The following is a 20,261-nucleotide window of genomic DNA, read 5'->3' as shown; positions in this document are numbered from 1 at the left end:
TCCAGGGTACATTTGTCTGAGCCAGCTCTAAGCGATCTTTAGACTGCTAGTTGCGAAATCCTCTTTGAGAACAGCTCTCTTTCTTCTGGCAAACGTTCTTTCGGAATAACAACGCTACTGTCATTTTTATAGTGCTCCAGGACTGTACCAAGGCGACAGTTTTCGTTAGTGGCCATGTTTACATCGCCTGACTCTAGGACCTCAAGTAGTTGTGCCTTTTCATTTTCGCTCAGCAAAGTATATTTCAACTCCCAATCGATAAAACTCTCAGGAATTCCAAATTCAAACAAATCCCTGTTGATTATGTATCTAAAGGGCATCGAAAGAAGTTGAAGAAATTTCTCTAAATTAAGTCCAAATGCTCTGTAAAAAAAGTTAGGCTTGTGAGAAACGATGCCATGCGTAGCATTTAGTATCAACTGGAACGCTCGTATCTGGCGTCGATGCCAAAACTTTCCTACATGCCTTCTGTCTGTTTTTAGCACAGGACTGTAGCGCATCGGAAATGAAAAGATTCTAATCTCAGGGTGCTCTTCTTTGATCTTCGTGTTGATCAGCATCCTTTGGTAAAGATCCTTTGGAGTGTCCCTATGGTTAAATAGCATGTAATTTGAAATATCTAGCACACCTTTTGAGATCGCCAGTTTTACTTTGCTCGTGTAAGTATCTTTGTACTTAATGTCGTCAAAAGCTAGCCGAAGGGGGTTAATGCAAATCCCAGAAATCAATTCCATTTTGTTTTCATCCATCAAGCGGGCATCAACCCCTTGATTGAAGTCAACAGCACGCTTCTTCCTGAATGTCTTTCCGGATTTTTTGTATTCAAAGGTTGCGCCCACTTCAAAGCCAGTGCTTTTTATCTCCGAAATAATTTTAGTGTACGACGTTGATGCGGCAATGTTATTGTCAAGAAAGGTGATGTTGGGCCTCTCTCCAAAGTTGTCTTTTATGTAGTCAATACGCGGCACGATTGGTATGTAGTCTACGGATTCAGGCTCAAGTTGCTTCACTGCGCAAAAGTCACATTTATTTGGACACCCTTTTGTAGCATATAAAAAGTAGCTGTTATCTATGATTTTTTTGTATTTTGTGTCTTCGGGGAAGATTGAGTAGTCTGGGGGCAGATTGTCGATGGATGGATTGCACTCTTTAAGATAGAAGAATCGCTTGTCCGTGTTAGCGAGTTCTTTTAGGAACTCATCATCTTGATTCAAAAGGCCAATGTGGGGTTTTATTCCTGTTCTTTTCTCAATAAAATCTGGCATCAAAGTTGCTGCCACACCGCCAACCCTGAGATTTTTGAAATTGAATAGATTTTTAGAGTAAAAGTTGATTGTTTCAACCGCTTGTTTGAGGTCGTATGTAAATACTGTTGTCAGATAGATGACGTCCCAGAACTGTGAATAGGACTTAGCGTCTTTTCCGATTACATAGCTAACCTCGTCGCCCTTTAATTTGTGATAAGTGGCGATCTTCATCAATCCAAGCGGGGGGTATGTCGTGCTTGACTTCGGTTCAACGAGTAAAATTTTCATTGTTAAATACTTGTTACTTCTTGAATTTTTGATATGATTTCAAGGTGTTCATTCTTGAGGGCTCCAGACTTTGCGGCAGCTTTCACCGAGTCGAGACACTTCATAAGTAATTCTGTGATCATTAAGCTGTTTCCAGTCTTAATGATTTTTTTCCGAGCCTCGTCTACTGTGATTTTGCTATTCATAACATCTTCAAATACATCCTTGTTTTCGTATATTAATGGCAGATCGTCTCGTACATTTCGAGACATTACGGGTTGTTTTTTGTTTTTGCCAATGATTAAATCGTAAAATTTGAGAAGGTTCTCCTTGTTTGTATACTCATGAAGCTCATCGTTCCATTCCATCCAGTCTCTGATCGACTTTTTTATGTACGCCTGTTCGAAATGACTAAACAGATTTGCATGAGCAAACTCTTTGTATTCATCAAATTGTTTCATCTGGAGAATGGCTAAATACGCTCGAAGCATTGTCGACACTCTGTTGAAGTGAACTCCTATTGTTTTGCCAATGTCTTTGAATTTTAAGCCATGTCTGTAGTATAGTTCATGAATTAACATTGCCTGCTGGTAGGGACCCCACTGCCTAACTCCGGAGACATGTCTAATCCCCTGAAGAATCCATTTTTTAAGGTCTGCATCGCCTTTGTTAGAAGATATTTTGAGGACTTCAAACTCTGTAATTGAACGCAAAACATCATCATTTGCCAAGACATCTTTCCGTTGAATATTGCCATGAATCGTTTTTATTGCAGTAACCCTGCGATTTCCTTCGACTACTATATATTTGTCTCCAACCGCTTCGACTACGACTAGGTCAACAGGGACAAAGCCGACTTCAAGTATCGAATCTACAATTTCAGATGCCGCATACTTTTTTAAGATGTACTGTCGAATAATCTCTTGGTTGCGTAGGTCAAAAATATCATCCGTTTCAATCAATTCCAGGTCGGTCTCCCCATGGAAACGCGGATTCCTGACATCGAGGAATAAATCTTCAATTTTTACAGATACTTTTTCAACATCAGAAAGACAAAAGCCAGTCGCGTTCACATTTCCTCCACGATTGCAGCGTTAGGAGTTGGCTAACCTAAAGTGCCCTTAGATTCAAGCCCTCTGTGTGACTCATTTTTAGTGACTCATGGCAAGTCTTATTCTTTTTTCGGTAATATCGGCATGTTAGCCGATTTGGCACTAGTTAATTCACTGAGCTGCCGTCGGCTGCTGCTCGTTGGAAGAAATTTTATACAATTTTGTTTATATCCGAGATGTTCCACGGCATCTATCCTTAGTCGGTCCGTTGACTGTCGGTCTTATTTGTGAGTATCATTTGAAAATTGCATTTTACTGCCCAAGGTTAGGTGGAGAATTCGGATATGGAAATTAACAAGCCTGACATTGTTTCCCCTGAAAAGAATAAGGACGAGAGATTTGAAGATTTTTTGCTGGCAGAGTACAACAACATTGCAAGCGCGCATTTCAATGCAAAGACTCAAATATCTAATTTTTTCAGATACTATCTTCTATTGATTGCATTGCCATTGCCCGTAATTGGCGCCTTTAAAGTGTTCGGCTCCGACAAATACGCTTCCAATTTAGGTGGCTTGTCTTTGGATTTTGTTCATTATGGAGGCGTTTTGAGTTTTTGCTTGTTTGCAGTTGGCTTCCTGGTTATGGTTTATATCATAAACTTGAATGTGTCTTCAATACTATATGCACGCACTGTAAATGGAATTCGCCACTATTATTATGAATTATATGCGGAAAATTTGTCAGAAATACAGGTTTTATCTGACTCAATCGACAGGCCACGTCTTTCTGGACGTCATTCCATGTACTGGATTTGTGCTACTTTTTCAATTATCGATGGCTTTTATTGCTATTTATGGCTAAAACTGATTTTTAATTGTCCTCCTGGTGCGCTTACAATTTTTATGCTTTCTTTGTTTCTTCATTTGTTTTGTTGCTATATTGTTTTTAAAAATGCTGAAATCCGCATTGATAAATCAAGGTCAAAGTGATTTAGAGCTCGGTTGCATTGAGCAAGTGATTCATTATGTCAAATGATTTTAAGGCGCTGCGGAAGTAATTAAAAGGACCGAGGCGATTAGCCCCGGCCCCGTAAGCATCGTCGTTTACCGAAATCTTAAGCCATCTTCAGCTTCAATCCATCCTCGGTCTTTTTCACCACGAACTTCTGTCCTTCCTCGAACTCGATACCTGTGAGCATATTCGCGCTGAGAACAATCCTGCCCTTCTTGTAGACAGGCGAGGTCGACCTGGTCCTAGTGCTGGCACCGGCAATTTCCAGGAATTCCTTCTTCTCGTTCATGAGTTTCATGAGGTGGTTCATGAGCGTGGGCTTCGACTTCACGTTCAAAGCCACCATGATCTCAGGAATGGTTTTGCCTTCTTTGATCAGAGCGTAAAGCTTTTCACCGTCATACTTGGCTTCGATCTTCTCACCTTTCTTCGCGGGCATATTTTGAGCCTCCATTTTGTTTAAAAACAAGAAGCCTATTCATACGATATGGCATGAATCAGTCAAGTGTTATTCCTGGGATTTCAATTGAAATATCAGCAACTATACATATGATCACATGCTGATTGTCGAGTTTGGCAAAATATTTGACTTTCAGTTATGTTTTGGTTTTCCTGAGGTCCCACTCGTATTCACCGAACAAGACTCGAAGGATGTTCCATGAGTTCTAAACCACCTGGCCTACAAAATCTTGATCGCGAAGTTGTTGGTCCTTTGCTCGCCCACTTTGCCCGCAAAGGGGAATTGGTTCGGGAGAGAACACGGATAGAACGAGAGATTTCAATGATTGATGAAAGGATCAAGGCTCTTCTTGAACATGATCAGAATAATTGTTTCAAGCTTAATAGTATTTAGCCAATGACTTGGTATGTTTACATTGTAACTTGCTCAGACGATACGCTGTATTGTGGGGTTACGAGTGACATTACGCGAAGACTGAACGAGCATAATGGGATGCTTCCTGGAGGCGCTAAATACACGCGAACTCGTCGTCCTATTCGGCTGGCAGTCAGCATTGAAGTGCAATCTAGGTCAGAAGCTTGCAAGATTGAGTGGTTGGTGAAACGCATGCCACGGGAAAAGAAGATTGAGCATTTAAGTATACTAGAGTTAGAGTATAGTAGCGCGATAATTTACTAGGCAACAAAGTGTTTAATGCAACTGTCACCGCATGATCCATCAGGGCGAGGAGAGCGTTCTGCGTTGAAGAACTGAGAGGGTGGTTCAAGCGAGGTGTCCCGATTGGCAGGTTGTGTTGTCCAAGGGCGAATAGGTCGCCCATATGCTCAGGATGCTTTCCGTGGCCACGAGGATGGGTACAATGATATTTCAACGGAAACAATTGAGCCCCGTGGCAATCTAGCCACAGGGCTCTATTTTTATGTAGGTAATGGCTTACTACTCTGCCGGGATGGGTGCACTAGCCTCGGGACCATTTTTCCCTTTGATGGCCAGTTCGGCCTTCATGGCAGCCATTTCGGCCAGCAGGGTCTTCGTGTCCGGGTTGTTGGCCTTGATTGTCTTGGCGATGCGTTTTCCCTCGGCTTTCAGGGCAGCTTTCGCATCAACCTTGGTCCCTCCATGCTCATCCATGTAGGCTGCAATAAGGGCCACCCAGAGCCCATTCGGGTCAACTTTTCCGTACTTACTGGCAACCCACTTCTTGAAGCCTTTCACCGCAGATTCGCTCTCGCCAAAGCCAGCCAGAGCGACCAAGCCTGCAATTAACACCTCGCGGCCAGTCATGCGTGGGGTGATGCCAAAGCGGGCGTTCAACGCATGTACTTGCACCATGCCGGGCTTGGAGGTGAATGCCTTCAGTTCCTCGTGGGCCTTTTTGACACCCTTTACGATCTGGAAGGCCTCGGAAATCTTCTGACTAAAATCGTCGTTTTGCGAGTTCATTTTGCCCCTCCTAGGGGTATTAGGTTTGATCTCGGTGCCTCCGTTGTTCAGGTTAGGACCCTAGGTTAGTTCTGTTTTCATCGGAGAACTCCTTGATGCCCGGCCAACGCGCGACCGGGGCAAAAGTTAGTTCGTCCTCCTTGTGTGCAAAAAGTTAATCACGCGCAGTTTGTCTGTCAACGCACAGACAAAATATTTTTTTTGACAATTTATCTTGCCAAACCTAGGTGGGGGCGTTATGTAATTTTCGGAGATTATGGTTTGCTTGCGGTCTCTGTCGTTTGAGAAGGGGAATTTAATTGCAAGTTTTTTTTCTGACTGACAAGTATTTGGTGACAAAGGGATGGGTAGCGCGCGGGTACCAATATGTCTGACGAGAGTATGCAGGATTTCTATTCAGAGAGGGGTATTAAGTATAATTTGCTTTTGGTGTTTAACAAGGTAAAAGACAAGATACCTCAAGATCAGCATGAAACTATAATTTCCAGAATAGAGAATGATAAAATTTTATATACTAAATTACGATACATTATCATGGCATATCTGTCGGATGAACCGTTTACTATGCATGACGTTGTGTCAATTAACACAGAATGTTTTGCCAGTTTAGTGGAGTTGGGTTTGCCGGTACCTATGATTTCTGGGTTGTTGAGGTCAAAAGATTTTGTGACAATATTTAGGTCTAGATTTTTAAACACTGTTAGCGGGCTTTTGAAATCAATATCGAATGAGAACGTTAATTTGCTTGAGCTGGTAAGAGTTGAATTTGACAGTGATGGCTTGCCGTTAGATGCGGTTTCTCGGTTGGGCAAGAACATGCCGGTTGTTTTGAGGGATAGGCTTCTACGTGACGGTATTTCTCCGGATATTATTGATGACATAGATCAGGGCAATGATGTGTCGATGGCTTTTGGCAATATAAATATTAAGACTCTTTCTATTCTAATCTCGATGTATCTTGATTTTGGTAAGTTTTATACTGTCAAGCAAATGTCAGAGAAATGGGAACTCGACAGGAATAATTTGTATGGAACACTTAATAGTCTGGAAAAAAGGCGAGTGTTAGTGGTTTCGAATGATCCTGATAGGCCAAAAATAAAACAATACACTTTGACGCATTATGGGAGATTGTGTCTGGGGTTTGTCTTTGAAAGGTTTGTTAGATGCACAGAATACTTATAGGGCGTCGAGGGGTATTTGTTAATATGTAGATGTTGTGGGGGGGGCGCTCACTTCGTTGTTTTATGTGTGTGTGATGCGTTAGATGTGGGTTTCCTTGTTGGCTGTCATGTGCGGCAATGTTGCTTTTGTCGGCGTAAGTGGTTGTCGCTATTTGCGCATATTAGCCTGTCAATGCGTGGTGTTGGGTGATTTTCTTAACTGCAAGGGCGGAAAGTGACTTGAGCGATTGCTTTGCTAGCTAAACAGAGTGGGTTTGTGGCTGTCGTGCTGGCTATATTGATTAAAAATGGCAATTGGTTCTTGCTGGGATGTGAGGAAGTGACATGTCTTTGTCAACAAGAACGAACGGCTACTATTGCCAGCTTTTAATCTATGGCAATAGATTTAACTTCCTGATTCACACTCAGGACGCTACGGCTGCGTCCATTGTCGAGAAGACAGTTAAGCACCATGCTAGGCAGATGCTGGAGCAAGGAGCTTCCGTCGAGTCGGTGGAGCTGTACATTAAGTCGGTAGTTGCGGAGTTCGTTAAGCCAAAGAAGATGGCTGAGCCGAAAACCGTATCCATCAAGACGAAAGGCCTCACGTTCAAAGAAGCTGCTGACAAGGCATTCAATAAGCATTTCAGTCGTCTTGGGACACCGTATCACTACCGGACTCACCTGAATTATTTGGAGGAGGCCGCGCGAAAAGTACTGAAGAATAACACACCGTATCTGAGCGATATGACTGCTCCGGTCATTAGCGACATGCGTGATCAGTTGGTCAAGGATCGCGGGATATCACAAATGACCGCCAACAGATATATGGCCACCCTTCGGAAGATGCTCAATATCATGCATAGGGAGTTGAATGCCATTTCCTCGGTGCCTTATGTAAAGATGGCTTCCGAGGTTGGTGGTAGGTTGCGTGTGATTTCCAAGGAGGAAGAGCAAGCTTTTGTTGCTCATGCTCTCAGTAAAGGTACTGAAACGTACAGGATTGTTTCAGAATTGTTTCTATTCTTGTTGGATACTGGTCTTCGTCTCGGCGAGGCCCTTTATCTCACTTACTCCGACAACATCGACTATGGTGGAAATGCGATTATTTTACGTGACCCTTCAAAAATTAAGAATAAGAAGCCTCGCAATATTCCATTGACGAAACGCGTTAGGGAAATTCTTCAAAGACGTCAGGGGGAATATCCTGACAGGCCATTTCCTCTTACACATCACCGCGCAGAAATGTATATGCGCTATATTAAGCGTGATTTAAAAATTGATGATATCGAGTTTTGCTACCATGCATGTAGGCATACCTTTGCTTCCCGCCTTGTGGATAAGGGGGTTGATCTTTACAGAATACAAAAGCTGTTGGGTCATAAGTCAATAAAGACTACCGAAAAATACGCTCACTTGAATACAGACGTGTTGCAATCTGCTGTTGATGCGTTAAACTAACCATCCGAGGCTAGCGGGATTCCACACATGGGCGGAATTCCACATTGGGTGAAATGAAAAAAAATACGTCATTTCAGCGATATGCGCTCGTGAAATGCATTGGCAGTACCTGTAGGATGGACGCATGAATCCGTTCGGACAGGGACTGTGCCGCTATCTTGGGCCGGACGACCTTGAGAGGATACGCTCGGTGCGCGTGGGCATCGCCGGGGCTGGCGGGCTTGGCTCCAACTGCGCCTGGATGCTCGTGCGCTCGGGCTTTGCCGATTTCGTCGTGGTGGACAACGACACGGTGGATGCGAGCAACCTGAACCGTCAGTTCTTCTTTGCCCGGCAGGTGGGGAGCCCCAAGGTGGAGGCGCTTCGCGAGAACCTGCTGGCCATCAACCCGGAGGCGAACGTCCGGGCGGTGCAGGCCGAGGTGACGCCGGACAACGTGCGCGAACTCTTCGAAGACCGCGACGTGGTGGTCGAAGCCTTCGACGCGGCCCACGCCAAACGCATGATCGTGGAGGCGTTTCTCGGGTCGGGCAAGTTCCTGGTGGCGGCCTCGGGCCTTGCCGGCTGCGGCGACGCGGACCGCATCAAGACCCACCGGATGAAGGACGATTTCTACGTGGTGGGCGACCTGGTCTCGCAGGTCTCCCCAACGTGTCCGCCCCTGTCGCCCTGCGTCACCATCGCGGCGGCCAAGCAGGCGGACCTTGTGCTTGAACACGCCCTCGGGAGGCGGCAGTGAACCATTCCATGCGAAATTTTCTGGCCGGAGGCATCTACGCCATCCTCTCGGAGGAGCACTCCCTGGGCCGCTCCAATCCGGATGTCTGTCGCGAACTGCTGGACGCCGGGATCAAGGTGGTCCAGTACCGCGAGAAGGACAAGAAATCCGGCGCGATGTATGGTGAATGCCAGCTCATCCGGGAGATGACCCGGCAGGCGGGCGCCACCTTCATCATAAACGACCATGTGGACCTGGCCATGATGGTGGACGCCGACGGCGTGCACATCGGCCAGGAAGACCTGCCGCCCGCGGCGGTGCGCAGGCTCCTGGGGCCGGGTAGGATCATCGGGCTCTCGACGCACGGCCCCACCCAGGCGCGCGCGGCCCAGACCTCGGGCGTGGTGGACTACTTGGGCGTGGGCCCCATCTTCGCCACCAAGACCAAAAAGGACGTGTGCGACCCGGTGGGCTTCGAATACCTCGATTACGTGGTTGAGCATATCCCCATGCCCTTCGTGGCCATCGGCGGCATCAAGGAGCACAATCTGGCCGAGGTGCGCGGGCGCGGGGCGCACATGGCCTGCCTGGTCACGGAAATCGTGGGCGCGCAGGACATCGCAGGCAAGGTGCGTTCGCTTTTGTCCATCATGAAGGGCTAGGCCCGCCGGTTTCACCTGCAACGCAGCGCCGGGTGTGAGGCCCGCCGCCATTCGGAGGACCCGTGGAGATCAAGATCGCAAGCGACGTGGAGGCCAGGCATTTCGAGAGCGACGCCGTCAAGGGTGTGGCCGGGAGGATTCTCATCGGCAAGGATGACGGTGCCCCCAACTTCTGCATGCGCATGTTCGAGATCGCGCCCGGCGGGCACACCCCCAGGCACACCCACGCCTGGGAGCACGAGATGTTCTACCACAGCGGCAAGGGCGAGGTGTTCGGCGGCGGCACGTGGAATCCGGTGGGCCCCGGCAGCGTGGTGCTGGTTGCGCCGAACGAGGAACATCAGATCAAAAACACCGGCAGCGAGCCGCTGGTGCTCATCTGCCTGGTCCCCTCCGGCGCGCCGGAACTGTAGCGGCGTTGCGCCGCGGGGCATCCCCGGTTCCGGGCAGCGCCGGGGCCGGGCTGCGGCCGTGGCCCGTGTTATTTTAGCGACAGCAGGAGTGAATGCGTGAACACCGCTCTCGTCGTCATCGACATCCAGATGGACTATTTCCCCGGCGGGGCCATGGAGCTCTCGGGCTCCGAGGCGGCCGCGGCCAAGGCCGGGCGCGCGCTCGGGTGGTTTCGCGAAAAGGGCTGGCCGGTGATCCACGTGCAGCACCTCGCGGCCCGGTCCGGAGCTGCGTTCCTCGTCCCCGGCACGCCGGGCGTGGAGTTCCATCCGTTCGTGGCCCCAAAGGATGGCGAAACGGTCATCCAGAAACATTTCCCCAATTCGTTCCGGGGCACCGCGCTCCAGGACAAACTGGACGAGTTCAACGTGAAGCGGTTGTGCATCGTGGGCATGATGACCCATATGTGCGTGGACGCCACCACGCGGGCGGCCTTCGACCTGGGCTACCAGTGCGTGGTGCTGGCCGACGCCTGCGCCACGCGCGAGCTGGAGTTCGGGCACGTGAAGGTGCATGCGGCGCACGTGCAGGCTTCGTTCATGGCCGCGCTTGCGGCCGTGTACGCGGACGTGACCGGTGTGAAGGACATGGCCGCGTCACTGGGGTAAGGGCTCATTCCGGTTGACTCTTACCCCCCCATGAGGCAAAGAACGCGTCCCCGGTAAAATCCCCCGGCGAGGGGAATCCAGAGGGCAAAGCCCTTTGCCCGCCGGAAGCTCCAAACATCCAGCGTCCTTAAGACGCGCACCGGGGGCGTAGGCACGTCCGCCGCACGCAAGAAGGCCAACCATCATGCCAGCCACCCTCGCCATCATCGGCCGCCCCAACGTGGGCAAGTCCACGCTCTTCAACCGTCTGCTGCGCAAACGCAAGGCCATCACCCACGACCGCCCCGGCGTCACCCGCGACCGCCTGGAGGGCCAGGCCGTGCTGGCGGGCGTGCCGGTGAACTTGATCGACACAGGCGGCCTCACCCTGGAAGACCCCCAGGGCCTGGAAGTGGACGTCCTCGAGCAGGCCCGGCGCGCCGTGGAGTCCGCCCATCTGGTGCTTCTGGTGGTGGACGGGCGCGAGGGCATCACCAGCGAGGACGAGCGCGTGGCGCAGCTTCTGCGCCAGTCCGGCAAGCCGGTGCTGGTGGCCGTGAACAAGGTGGACGGCGGCGAGAAGGAAGCGCTCTACACGGCGGACTTCCACTCCCTGGGCCTGGACCTGGCCCCGGTTTCGGCCGAGCATGGCTTCGGCATGCGTACCATGGTGGACGACATCATCGCCCGCTTGCCGGAAATCGAAGAACCCGAGGCCAAGCTCGAAGCGGAGCTGACCTTCTCCATGCTGGGCCGCCCCAATGCGGGCAAGAGCTCCATCATCAACTCCCTGGTGGGTGACCACCGCCTCATCGTCAGCGACGTGGCCGGAACCACCCGCGACGCCGTGGACGTGCGCTTCGAGAAGGACGGCAAGCGCTACGTGTTCGTGGACACCGCCGGAGTGAGGCGCAAGACCAGGATCGAGGACCAGCTTGAGCGCATCGCCAGCCTCACTGCGCTGGGCAGCGGCAAGCGCGCCGACGTGACCATCCTGGTGATCGACGGCCCCGGCGGACTGGCCATGCAGGACAAGCGCCTCATTGCTTATCTCGACAAGGAGAAGGTCCCCTTCCTCATCGCCATCAACAAGATCGACCTCGTTGATGCCAAGGGCCTGGCCGCCCTCAAGCAGGAGATGAGCCAGGAACTGCGCATCTGCCCCCACGTGCCGGTGCTGTTTCTCTCGGCCGAAACCGGCAAAGGGCTCAGGGACGTGCTGCCCACGGCCCAGGCCATCCGCACCGAATGCCACATCCGCGTGGGCACCGGCGCGCTCAACAGGCTCCTGCGCGAGGCCGTGGAGCGCCACCAGCCGCCCCTGGTCAAGGGCAAGCGCCCCAAATTCTACTACCTCACCCAGACCGACACGGTGCCGGCCACTTTCGTCTTTTTCGTCAACGATCCCGAAAAGATAAAGGCCAGCTACGCCCGGTTCCTGGAGAACCAGCTGCGCAAGCTCTTCGGCATCCGGCACGCGCCGGTGAAGCTCCTGTTCAGGGGCAGCCGCCAGCGGGGCGAGGATGGGGAGATCATCGAGAGGCCCAGGCCCGGATCCACCAGGCCGGGCGCCAAGCCGCGCACGCCCAGGTCGCAGATCATGAAGCCCCAGGCGGAAAAAACGCAGGCGGGCAAACCCGAGGCCGCGAAGCCCAGGACGGTCAAGCCCAAGGCCGATCAGCCCCGGTCGGACGCGCCCCAGGCCGACGCGCCGCAGACCCGCAAACCCAGGTCCGGCAAGCCTCAGTCCGACAGGCCCCGCTCCGATAAGCCTCGCTCGGACAAACCCCGGTCGTCCGGAAAGGCGCGCTCGCCCAAGCCCCGGGCCGGAAGGCCCGGCCGCAAGGGATAGCGGAACAATCCCCGCCCGCCACGGCGCATCCGTCGTGGCGGCGCTTTGCGCAATCCGGGTGGCGAGGATGTCAGTCCGCCAGGGAGCGGTTCATTGCTTGTCTGGTGCGTTTCGTCCGGCCGTGGCCCCGCGCCAGGACACCCAGGCCGCCGCGCTGCCGGTCAGCCCGGCCAGGATGAAGCACGTCCTCAGCGCCGGCAGGATCTCCGCCCCGGCCCGCGCGGCCTCCATCTGCCCCACGAACAGGGCCAGCACGATCCCCGTCACGGACAGCGACAGGCACATGCCGAACCCCCGCATGGTGGCCAGGAGCCCCGAGGCCATGCCCATGTGCGGCGCGTCCGAGCTTTGCATGATGGCGTGGATGTTAGGCGACACGAACAGTGCGAACCCGAGACCGGCCAGCCCGAGCAGCCAGGCCACCCGGGAGAGTTGCGCATCCGCACCCAGACCAGCCAGGGCGAACATCCCAAGGCACAGGACGCAAAGCCCCGTTGCGGCGACTTTTCCCGGATGGAATCTGTCCGAGAGCATTCCCGCCACGGGCGAGGCCATGGCCATGGCCAGGGGCTGCACCAGGAGCACGTATCCGGCCTCGCTCGCGGACAGTCCCATGACGCTTTGCAGCAGGAGGCTCACCAGAAAACTCGTGGAGAATCCCGCCGCGTAGCCCAGGGTGGAGGCGAGGTTCGCCAGGTCGAAGCCTGGGTGGCCGCGCAGGAAGGCGATGTCCAGAAGCGGGCGGGCAATACGGGACTCGGCCCGGTACAACGCCCTGAAGAGCGGCAGAGACAATGCCACGAGCCCAAGCCCAGCCCAGGACGGCTGCAGGCTCACGCCCAGGATGAGCGACGTAAGCGCCGGCAGGTACAGCGCTATGCCTGGCAGATCCAGTCCTGCCGGCATCTTTACCGAAGCTTCCTCGTAGCCGCGTTGGATGAGCATGAGCGCGGCCACGCCCGCCGCCGACGAGAGCAGAAAGATCACCCGCCAGGACAGATACGCCGTGAGCGCCCCGCCCATCAGCGGGCCGAGCGCCAGCCCCGCATAGACGAAGGCGATGTTCGCCCCCATGGCCCGGCCCACGCGCTCGGGCGCAACGGCCGACACCAGGATGGCCGCGCTCACTCCGAAGGTCATGGCGTCACCCACCCCCTGCAGGGCGCGCGCCGTTACCAGAAGCCACACGGTGTTCGAAGACGCCGCCAGGAGTGAACTGGCCGCGAACACAAGGCTCCCGGCCATGAATATCCGCTTGCGGCCGATGCGGTCCGAAAGACGGCCGAAGGGCAGGTTGCACGACGTGGAGAGAATCAGATGGACCATCATCACCATGGCCATCTGGCTGGGGGAGAAGTCGAACTGACGGCCCATGGTGGGCATGGCCACCGAGAGCGCGCCGTACACGAAGGGCGTCAGGAAGGAGGCGAGCCCCACGGCTGCCTGCGTGGCGAGGGCGCGGCGTCGGGCGTCGTCCATGGGGCTCACGAATTCAACGATGTTATGAAACCGCGCTCCCCGGCGCCACCGTGGCCGACGGGGCCAGCAGTTCGAGCCTGCCGTCCTGCTTCACGGCCAGGATCATGCCCTGCGACTCAACGCCGCGCAGCTTCCGGGGCTTCAGGTTGGCCACCACGACCACCTGCCTGCCCACCAGGTCCTCGGGCTTCCAGAACTCGGCGATGCCCGCCACCACCTGTCGGGGCTCGGGGTCGCCCGCGTCGAGCTTCACCAGCAGCAGCTTGTCGGCCTTGGGCACGGGCTCGGCGGAAATCACGGTGGCCACGCGCAGGTCGATTTTCTGGAAGTCCTCGAAGTCGATGGGCTCCTTGGGTCCCTGGGGCGCGGCCGGAGCCGGGGAGGGGGCCGCCTTGGCCTCCTTGGCCTTGGGGGCGGGCTCGGCCGGGACGGCGGGAGCGGGGGGCTCCACGCGCGGGAACAGATTGGAGGCCTTGGCCACCGCGGTGCCCGCCGAGAGCTGTCCCCAGCCTTCGGCCTCGGCCTGGAGGTTCAGGGTGGTGCCGCCGTCCTGGCCCAACTGGGCGAGCATGGCCGAGGCGGCCTCGGGCATGACGGGCAGCAGATGCACGGCCACTTTGCGCATGCATTCGAGCACGCTGTACATGACCGTGGCCAGGCGCGAGCCGTTGTTTTCCTTGAACAGGGCCCAGGGGGCCTGGGTGTCGATGTACTTGTTGAGCCCGCGCACCAGCTCCCACAGGGCTTCCAGGGCCTTGGCGGTCTGGAAGCGCTCGAAGAGGCGCTGGAAGTTCAGGCAGGCGTCCTTGGCCATGAGGATGAGCTCTTCCTCATCCGGGCCGCCGAGCCCTGCCTGGGGGACTCCCCCGCCGAAGTACTTGTGGGTCATGGCCAGGGCGCGGCTGAACAGGTTGCCCAGGTCGTTGGCCAGGTCGGAGTTGAACCGGCCGCACAGGGCTTCCTCGGAAAACGACGAGTCGTAACCGAAGGTCATCTCGCGCAGCAGGAAGTAGCGGAAGCCCGAGAGGCCGTACTTGTCCTTGAGCGAGAGCGGGTCCACTACGTTGCCCAGGGACTTGGACATCTTGGTGTCCTTGATGAGCCAGTAGCCGTGCACGTTCAGGTGCTGGAAGGGCTCCATGCCCATGGCCTTCAGCATGGTGGGCCAGAACACCGCGTGGGGCTTGAGGATGTCCTTGGCGATGAGGTGGTTGGCGGCGGGCCAGAATTTGGCCGTCTGCTCGCCGTCCGGCCAGCCGAGGGCGGTGAGGTAGTTGAGCAGGGCGTCGAACCAGACGTAGGCCACGTAGTCGGTGTCGAAGGGCAGCTCCACGCCCCATTCCAGGCGGGACTTAGGGCGGGAGATGCAGAGGTCCTCCAGGGCGCCGGACTCCAGGAGGGCCACCACCTCGCTCCTGTACTGCTCGGGACGGATGAATTCGGGATTGGCCTTGATGTGTTCGAGCAGCCAGTCCTGGTATTTGTTCATGCGGAAGAAGTAGTTCTTCTCGGCGATGTATTCGGGCTTGGTCTTGTGGTCCGGGCAGCAGCCGTCCACCAGTTCCTTCTCGGTGTAGAAGCGTTCGCAGCCGAAGCAGTAGTGGCCGCCGTACTCGCCGAAGTAGATGTCGCCGGAGTCGTAAACCTTCTGCAGGGCCTTCTGGACCAGGCGCTTGTGCTCGGGATCGGTGGTGCGGATGAACTGCGAATATTCGACGCCCAGGTGCGGCCAGAGGTCCTTGAAGATGGCGCTGATCTCGTCGCAGTAGGCCTGGGGAGACTTGCCCGAGGCAACGGCTGCCTTGACGATCTTGTCGCCGTGCTCGTCGGTGCCGGTGAGGAAGTGGACCTCCCGGCCCATGAGTCGGTTGAACCGGGCCATGGCGTCGGCCAGGATGGTGGTGTGGGCGTGGCCCAGGTGGGGCCGCGCGTTGACGTAGTAGATGGGCGTGGTGATGTAGAAGCGGTCCACGGCTATTCTCCGGAATCGTTCGTTGGGGCCTGAGTGCCTTCGGGGCGCCTGGACTTGGGCTTGCGCTTGCGCTTGCGCTTGGGGCGGGCCTGCTGCTGCCCTTCGGGCTGCCCCTCGGCCACCACCTCTCCGTCGTCACCGTCGGTGGAGACAGGTTCGGCGGAAGCGCCGGGAGCAGGTGCCACCACGCCTTCGGCCGGCACGTTCTGCTGGGCCGGGCGGGCCTGCTGCTGGGGCGGGGCCTGCCTGGGCGGCTGCGGTGGACGGCTCTGCGGCTGCTGCTGCGGCGTGACGTAGGGGGTCCAGGTCTCGCCCGCGATGGTGCGCCATTCGTCCAGGGTGAGTTCCTTCTCTTCGCCGCCTTCGGTGTAGACGAAAAGGGTCTCGCTGAAGAGGTTGGAGCGCAGCACCTTCATGGGGCCCTGGGTGGTCTGATATTTCTTGCCGATCTTGGGGCAGCGGCGCTGGAACTCCTCGTAGGTGCCCTGCTCGTAGGCCAGGCAGCACAGGAGCCGGCCGCACATGCCGGAAATTTTCGCGGGGTTGAGGAAGAGGTTCTGTTCCTTGGCCATCTTGATGGTCACGGGCTGGAACTTGCGGATGAAGCGCGCGCAGCAGCACATCTGGCCGCAGTTGCCGATGGCCCCGATCATCTGGGTCTCGTGGCGCACGCCGATCTGCCTGAGTTCGATGCGCGTGCGGTAGGCCTTGACCAGGTCCTTCACCAGTTCGCGGAAGTCGATGCGCCCGGGAGCGGTGAAGTAGAAGATCATCTTGGAGCGGTCCTGGAGGATTTCCACATCCACGAGCTTCATGTCCAGGTTGCGTTCGTGGATGCACTCGCGGCAATGGCGGATGGCGTCCCGGGCCAGGACGCGGTTCTCTTCGTACTGGGCCATGTCCTCGGGGAGGGCAGGCCGCAGGATGGGCTTGAGCTCGCCTGGCTCGGCGTCGGCGGGCAGGGTGTCCAGGACGGAGGCCACGCGGGCCATGGCGGTTCCCTGTTCGGTCTTGACCAGCACGTACTGCCCGGTGCGGGCCTCGTGGGAGGCTGCGTCGAAGTAGTATATCTGGCCGTTTTCCCGGAACCTGAGCCCCAGAATGGTGTTCATTGTCGTATCCGAAAGCCCGAGGCGGGCGGTTGAAGATGTCGTAAACAAGCCATTCTAGCCTAAGCCGTCCGGAACTTCAAATGCTTAGGGGATCGACGCAGCTCCGGCAGGGGGCTGGGATGGGGCTCGGGATGGGAATGTTGGCGTACGGAATAATTTGAAAAATAAATTCAGTGCATTCGAGGTGGTGCGAAGAATTTTCAAAAATTTTTTCAACCCGTGTTGACAAGGTGGGGGCAGACGCGTAAATACCGCCTTCCGCGCTGACGGGAACTTCTCCGGCAGCAACGAAGCGGGTCATTAGCTCAATTGGTAGAGCAGTGGACTCTTAATCCATTGGTTGTAGGTTCGAGTCCTACATGGCCCACCAGGAAGTTAGAAAGCCCAGGAATGAAAATTCCTGGGCTTTCTTTGTTTTGCATTTCCGGGTGTCTGTTGTTGGCCAGATTTCGTGGTAAACGTTTTTTGTATTAGACTGTTCTGGGCGAGAGACGCCGTATGAAACATCGGGAAAGTGCCTTTGCGGTGGCTTTTATGGCATTGGGTGAGTGAGACTGACGCAAAATGCGAATGCATGTCTGGACAGTTTTGCGAGTATTCCCGTCGTTGCTGTAATGCCAGAGAAGTTCAGTGTCGAGTGAAGCAGACAGATTGAGAATTTTTCTCTTTAATATTTTGTCATCCTCGATATCGTAAAGCATTTTTAGACAAATTAAGTGGTCACTCAGTATTCTTTCCATCTGGTGCGTGGCGTTGTTCTCGTGGATTCTCCTGTGCATGTATGGGGTTGAAATTATTATGTGTGACGTTTTTGATATTATTCTATAGTAAAAATGAAAGTCTTCAGCGCCAAACAATCGTGCATCAAATCTCGTTTTGTCCTCTATCATGCTCCTTCTGATCATTGCATGACAGCATCCGATGAAATTTTCTTTTAAAAGTGCAGAAAGTGATTCGTGTGAATCAAGAACAAGTTGGTTTTTTTCTTGAATTAGTTTTCTGAAGGATGGACAAAATGAATGATGGTGGCTTTTTCCGATGACTCCTTGGTTGTTGAAGTTGCAGAAGTCCGTGGTACAGATTCCGCATAAGGGGTTATCGTCGAGTGCCTTGGCTTGTATGCTTAATGATCCGGGGAGAAGGATGTCGTCTGCATCGAAAAATACGAGGTATTCTCCTGTTGAAGCGTCAATTCCCGTGTTGCGCGGGGGGCCGGCGCAACCTGAGTTGTTTTGTCGAATGTATGTGATGGAGTCCCCAAAACTTAAAGCAACGTCCTCCGTCCCGTCCGTGGAGCCGTCATTGACGACAATGCACTCGATATCGGGGTAGTCTTGGTCGAGGACGCTTTGGATCGCTTCCTGCAGAAATGGTTCGGCATTGTATGCGGGAATAATGACGGAAATTTTTTTTGGGCTCATAGAAATTCCGGGATCACGGTTCATTCTGTTTGTTTGCGAGCCTGTAGATGCATGCTCCAAATCCATTTTTCGTTTCAAATGGAGGTGCACCGAAACAGGCTTCGCACGCATATGTTTCTTTGATCCAGCTAATGATGTTTTGTGCGTAGCCTTTTCCAAAGTAATCCGTCTCGTATTCCATGTTGTCCCTGTGGAGGAGTACGATCCAGTTCGGAGGGTTTGCTGTAAACGCCTTTTCTATTCGCGTTCCACCAAACGTGAACCATTCAGGAGGAGCAAGGTTGATGAATTTAGTTGGATTGTCCATGCGCAGAAGATAGTTCAGTCCGATGCCCTCAGGCATCACTGATAACGTGTCATTATCTTTTTTGTTGCTTTTAATATAATGTAGTATTTTAATAATAACATCTGATTGCGATCTGTTTACAGATATCTCGTCTGGAGTGCTCGCAACTTGCGTGATCCAGGCTGGTGCGTTGAATATTGTCGCACTAAGTCGTGCTTTTGGATAAATAACCATGAAGAGCATGATCAAAGGTGGAGCTAAAAGGTATATCGGGAATTTCTCGGAAGGTGCTCGAAGGTGCGGAACGAGCCAGAGCGTGGTTGCTGTGAAGGTGAGCAGCCCTGGTAAGATAAGGAAGGAGGAATAGTAATCCGGAGTTGGATTTAAAATAACTTTTAACATCATCGCCAGCGAGTAAACAGTGAGCGTGTTAAGGATGATCAATTTCTGCCTCATCTGGTGGGCATTCGACCTGATGAGGCTGTGCAGCTTGAAAAATGCAATAACAAGGAACGGCGGTAGGAACGTTGTCGAAATTTTTGAGGGAAAATCAGGCTGTGCGTGTTTTGCGGCGATCGCAATGAACGGCGTCAGGTAGCACAGAAGGAGCAGTGCCTTTCGCAGGGGGCTTGAAGGTTGAATTTTTTTGGAGATCAAATGATAGACGTAATACAATAAGAATATAAGCAGGCACGATGTCGCCATCATTCCGAGTTGTTTTGCCGGGTTGGCGCTGCCGCTGATGTTTGAGAAAAACACCCTCATCGGTTCCGGAGGGGAAAACGGCAAGGTGTACATCAACGTCAATGATCGAATCGTCTCCAAAATGGGCATTTTTGAGGATAAATATATGAGGAACAACGCTGGAACGCATATGAAGCCGAGAAGGAAAGAGAATACTCCTCTAGCATGAATCCTGTGCTCGTTGGTCTGGATGGTCGCCGTCAAATAATACAGCAGGGCTGCGGCAGTGGCCAAGAAAGTTTCTGACTTCGCGATGGAAATGCACCCAAGGAAAAGCCCGATGAGGAATATGGATGTACGCAGTATGATTCGCTGGCGTGCTGTGAGGAGGAAAACTATTACGAAGCCAAGGAATAATCCGTGCATGAGTTCATGCGAGTATGGCGATATGAAGTTGTAATTTCTCAAGCTTTCATAGGTGCTGGTCCCCGTGAATAGCAAGAATACGAGCACGCATACCGAAGCTATTTTGTCGCTGGATGCAAATTTTATAGTATTAAATATTAATATGCATGTTAGTATTAGAATTACGAAGTTGAAATTCTGAATGACACGAGTTGATGTGCCGAATATTGTGAATATATTCGCGTTAATATATGATGAGAGAGGGCCGAAATAGTTCGCGACATCAAGGTAAAGCGACTTTCCTTTGCTTATTTGCCATGGAATGTACAACTCCCTGCCGTAGTCAATGATGATGTCCCCCCATTTTCCTTGGCCTCGCGCATATGCAATGGCCAGGACTACGGCGGAAACGCCTAGCAATACGTATGTAAGGATATTTTCCGGAACGATTTTTCTGGTGCTCATTGTTGTTTCTCAAGGGGCAATTTCGTCCCGTCGTTCGGCAGTATTGACGAATATGGCATAAGAT

19 protein-coding genes and 1 tRNA gene are annotated in these 20,261 nt (G+C 53.5%); 11 read left to right on the top strand and 9 right to left on the bottom strand.

Annotated elements, in window-relative coordinates:
- Nucleotides 1-38 precede the first annotated feature (38 nt).
- The gene (locus ML540_RS12600; protein ID WP_243361598.1) at nucleotides 39-1,535 is read right to left on the bottom strand and encodes a radical SAM protein; all 1,497 of its coding nucleotides are present in this window, start codon (nucleotides 1,533-1,535) and stop codon (nucleotides 39-41) included.
- 2 nt (nucleotides 1,536-1,537) lie between these two features.
- Entirely contained in the window at nucleotides 1,538-2,587 is a 1,050-nt protein-coding gene (locus ML540_RS12595) for a ParB/RepB/Spo0J family partition protein (RefSeq protein ID WP_243361596.1), read from the bottom strand.
- Nucleotides 2,588-2,910: 323 nt separating this feature from the next.
- Here ML540_RS12595 and ML540_RS12590 point away from each other — a divergent pair, with 323 nt between their 5' ends.
- Entirely contained in the window at nucleotides 2,911-3,555 is a 645-nt protein-coding gene (locus tag ML540_RS12590; RefSeq protein ID WP_243361594.1) for a hypothetical protein, read from the top strand.
- Between the two features lie 125 nt (nucleotides 3,556-3,680).
- Here ML540_RS12590 and ML540_RS12585 read toward each other — a convergent pair whose 3' ends face one another.
- Nucleotides 3,681-4,016 (bottom strand): hypothetical protein, encoded by a 336-nt coding sequence (locus tag ML540_RS12585; RefSeq protein WP_243361591.1) that lies wholly within the window; start codon nucleotides 4,014-4,016, stop codon nucleotides 3,681-3,683.
- Nucleotides 4,017-4,235: 219 nt separating this feature from the next.
- On the opposite strand from ML540_RS12585, the gene ML540_RS12580 reads away from it, so the two are divergent.
- Nucleotides 4,236-4,430: a hypothetical protein gene (locus ML540_RS12580; RefSeq protein WP_243361588.1), complete on the top strand. Its 195-nt coding sequence runs from the start codon at nucleotides 4,236-4,238 to the stop codon at nucleotides 4,428-4,430.
- A 3-nt stretch (nucleotides 4,431-4,433) separates the two neighbouring features.
- Nucleotides 4,434-4,715 (top strand): GIY-YIG nuclease family protein, encoded by a 282-nt coding sequence (locus ML540_RS12575; protein WP_243361585.1) that lies wholly within the window; start codon nucleotides 4,434-4,436, stop codon nucleotides 4,713-4,715.
- A 258-nt stretch (nucleotides 4,716-4,973) separates the two neighbouring features.
- Here the strand turns inward: ML540_RS12575 and ML540_RS12570 are convergent, their stop codons facing one another.
- A complete protein-coding gene (locus ML540_RS12570) occupies nucleotides 4,974-5,480 on the bottom strand; it encodes a hypothetical protein (RefSeq protein ID WP_243361584.1) in 507 nt (168 codons plus the stop codon).
- Nucleotides 5,481-5,846: 366 nt separating this feature from the next.
- Here ML540_RS12570 and ML540_RS12565 point away from each other — a divergent pair, with 366 nt between their 5' ends.
- From ML540_RS12565 to der, 7 genes are all read left to right on the top strand, one after another.
- Nucleotides 5,847-6,662 (top strand): hypothetical protein, encoded by an 816-nt coding sequence (locus tag ML540_RS12565; protein WP_243361582.1) that lies wholly within the window; start codon nucleotides 5,847-5,849, stop codon nucleotides 6,660-6,662.
- Nucleotides 6,663-6,985: 323 nt separating this feature from the next.
- The gene (locus ML540_RS12560) at nucleotides 6,986-8,101 is read left to right on the top strand and encodes a tyrosine-type recombinase/integrase (RefSeq protein ID WP_243361580.1); all 1,116 of its coding nucleotides are present in this window, start codon (nucleotides 6,986-6,988) and stop codon (nucleotides 8,099-8,101) included.
- 124 nt (nucleotides 8,102-8,225) lie between these two features.
- A complete protein-coding gene (gene thiF, locus ML540_RS12555) occupies nucleotides 8,226-8,840 on the top strand; it encodes a sulfur carrier protein ThiS adenylyltransferase ThiF (protein WP_243361579.1) in 615 nt (204 codons plus the stop codon).
- An 8-nt stretch (nucleotides 8,841-8,848) separates the two neighbouring features.
- Nucleotides 8,849-9,481 (top strand): thiamine phosphate synthase, encoded by a 633-nt coding sequence (gene thiE, locus ML540_RS12550; RefSeq protein WP_243361751.1) that lies wholly within the window; start codon nucleotides 8,849-8,851, stop codon nucleotides 9,479-9,481.
- 62 nt (nucleotides 9,482-9,543) lie between these two features.
- Nucleotides 9,544-9,894, top strand: a complete 351-nt coding sequence (locus tag ML540_RS12545; protein WP_243361577.1) for a cupin domain-containing protein — start codon at nucleotides 9,544-9,546, stop codon at nucleotides 9,892-9,894.
- A gap of 96 nt (nucleotides 9,895-9,990) precedes the next feature.
- The gene (locus ML540_RS12540) at nucleotides 9,991-10,542 is read left to right on the top strand and encodes a cysteine hydrolase family protein (RefSeq protein ID WP_243361575.1); all 552 of its coding nucleotides are present in this window, start codon (nucleotides 9,991-9,993) and stop codon (nucleotides 10,540-10,542) included.
- A gap of 184 nt (nucleotides 10,543-10,726) precedes the next feature.
- Nucleotides 10,727-12,373 carry a ribosome biogenesis GTPase Der gene (gene der / locus ML540_RS12535; protein ID WP_341482658.1) on the top strand — a complete coding sequence of 549 codons (1,647 nt, stop codon included), beginning with the start codon at nucleotides 10,727-10,729 and terminating at the stop codon, nucleotides 12,371-12,373.
- A gap of 90 nt (nucleotides 12,374-12,463) precedes the next feature.
- On the opposite strand, the gene ML540_RS12530 is transcribed toward der, so the two are convergent.
- Genes ML540_RS12530 through ML540_RS12520 form a run of 3 tightly spaced genes read right to left on the bottom strand, consistent with a single transcriptional unit; the run spans nucleotide 12,464 to nucleotide 16,936 of the window.
- On the bottom strand, nucleotides 12,464-13,852 hold the full coding sequence (locus ML540_RS12530) for an MFS transporter (protein WP_243361573.1): 1,389 nt from the start codon (nucleotides 13,850-13,852) through the stop codon (nucleotides 12,464-12,466).
- A gap of 22 nt (nucleotides 13,853-13,874) precedes the next feature.
- Nucleotides 13,875-15,824, bottom strand: coding sequence for a methionine--tRNA ligase (metG, locus tag ML540_RS12525; RefSeq protein ID WP_243361571.1), 1,950 nt, complete (start codon nucleotides 15,822-15,824; stop codon nucleotides 13,875-13,877).
- Nucleotides 15,825-15,826: 2 nt separating this feature from the next.
- Nucleotides 15,827-16,936 carry a PSP1 domain-containing protein gene (locus tag ML540_RS12520; protein ID WP_243361569.1) on the bottom strand — a complete coding sequence of 370 codons (1,110 nt, stop codon included), beginning with the start codon at nucleotides 16,934-16,936 and terminating at the stop codon, nucleotides 15,827-15,829.
- A 294-nt stretch (nucleotides 16,937-17,230) separates the two neighbouring features.
- Between ML540_RS12520 and ML540_RS12515 the strand changes: the two genes are divergently transcribed.
- A tRNA-Lys gene (locus ML540_RS12515) sits at nucleotides 17,231-17,306 on the top strand.
- Nucleotides 17,307-17,406: 100 nt separating this feature from the next.
- Here ML540_RS12515 and ML540_RS12510 read toward each other — a convergent pair.
- Both ML540_RS12510 and ML540_RS12505 read right to left on the bottom strand, forming a co-directional pair.
- Entirely contained in the window at nucleotides 17,407-18,381 is a 975-nt protein-coding gene (locus ML540_RS12510; protein WP_243361567.1) for a glycosyltransferase family 2 protein, read from the bottom strand.
- On the bottom strand, nucleotides 18,371-20,197 hold the full coding sequence (locus ML540_RS12505; protein ID WP_243361565.1) for a hypothetical protein: 1,827 nt from the start codon (nucleotides 20,195-20,197) through the stop codon (nucleotides 18,371-18,373). Before ML540_RS12505 ends, ML540_RS12510 begins: the two co-directional genes overlap by 11 nt.
- Nucleotides 20,198-20,261 lie beyond the last annotated feature (64 nt).

Origin of the sequence: Fundidesulfovibrio terrae, assembly GCF_022808915.1 — a bacterium.
GTDB classification, from domain to species: domain Bacteria; phylum Desulfobacterota; class Desulfovibrionia; order Desulfovibrionales; family Desulfovibrionaceae; genus Fundidesulfovibrio; species Fundidesulfovibrio terrae.
The sequence above is the reverse complement of the archived record's forward strand: the minus strand, read 5'-3'. Positions and strand labels throughout refer to the sequence as shown.

Excerpts from the sequence above, each read along its gene's own strand:
- ML540_RS12600 (WP_243361598.1), bottom strand. The coding sequence starts at position 1,535 with ATGAAAATTTTACTCGTTGAACCGAAGTCAAGCACGACATACCCCCCG.
- ML540_RS12590 (WP_243361594.1), top strand. The coding sequence starts at position 2,911 with ATGGAAATTAACAAGCCTGACATTGTTTCCCCTGAAAAGAATAAGGAC.
- ML540_RS12585 (WP_243361591.1), bottom strand. The coding sequence starts at position 4,016 with ATGCCCGCGAAGAAAGGTGAGAAGATCGAAGCCAAGTATGACGGTGAA.
- ML540_RS12580 (WP_243361588.1), top strand. The coding sequence starts at position 4,236 with ATGAGTTCTAAACCACCTGGCCTACAAAATCTTGATCGCGAAGTTGTT.
- ML540_RS12575 (WP_243361585.1), top strand. The coding sequence starts at position 4,434 with ATGACTTGGTATGTTTACATTGTAACTTGCTCAGACGATACGCTGTAT.
- ML540_RS12570 (WP_243361584.1), bottom strand. The coding sequence starts at position 5,480 with ATGAACTCGCAAAACGACGATTTTAGTCAGAAGATTTCCGAGGCCTTC.
- ML540_RS12565 (WP_243361582.1), top strand. The coding sequence starts at position 5,847 with ATGTCTGACGAGAGTATGCAGGATTTCTATTCAGAGAGGGGTATTAAG.
- ML540_RS12560 (WP_243361580.1), top strand. The coding sequence starts at position 6,986 with ATGTCTTTGTCAACAAGAACGAACGGCTACTATTGCCAGCTTTTAATC.
- thiF (WP_243361579.1), top strand. The coding sequence starts at position 8,226 with ATGAATCCGTTCGGACAGGGACTGTGCCGCTATCTTGGGCCGGACGAC.
- thiE (WP_243361751.1), top strand. The coding sequence starts at position 8,849 with ATGCGAAATTTTCTGGCCGGAGGCATCTACGCCATCCTCTCGGAGGAG.
- der (WP_341482658.1), top strand. The coding sequence starts at position 10,727 with ATGCCAGCCACCCTCGCCATCATCGGCCGCCCCAACGTGGGCAAGTCC.
- ML540_RS12530 (WP_243361573.1), bottom strand. The coding sequence starts at position 13,852 with ATGGACGACGCCCGACGCCGCGCCCTCGCCACGCAGGCAGCCGTGGGG.
- ML540_RS12520 (WP_243361569.1), bottom strand. The coding sequence starts at position 16,936 with ATGAACACCATTCTGGGGCTCAGGTTCCGGGAAAACGGCCAGATATAC.
- ML540_RS12510 (WP_243361567.1), bottom strand. The coding sequence starts at position 18,381 with ATGAACCGTGATCCCGGAATTTCTATGAGCCCAAAAAAAATTTCCGTC.
- ML540_RS12505 (WP_243361565.1), bottom strand. The coding sequence starts at position 20,197 with ATGAGCACCAGAAAAATCGTTCCGGAAAATATCCTTACATACGTATTG.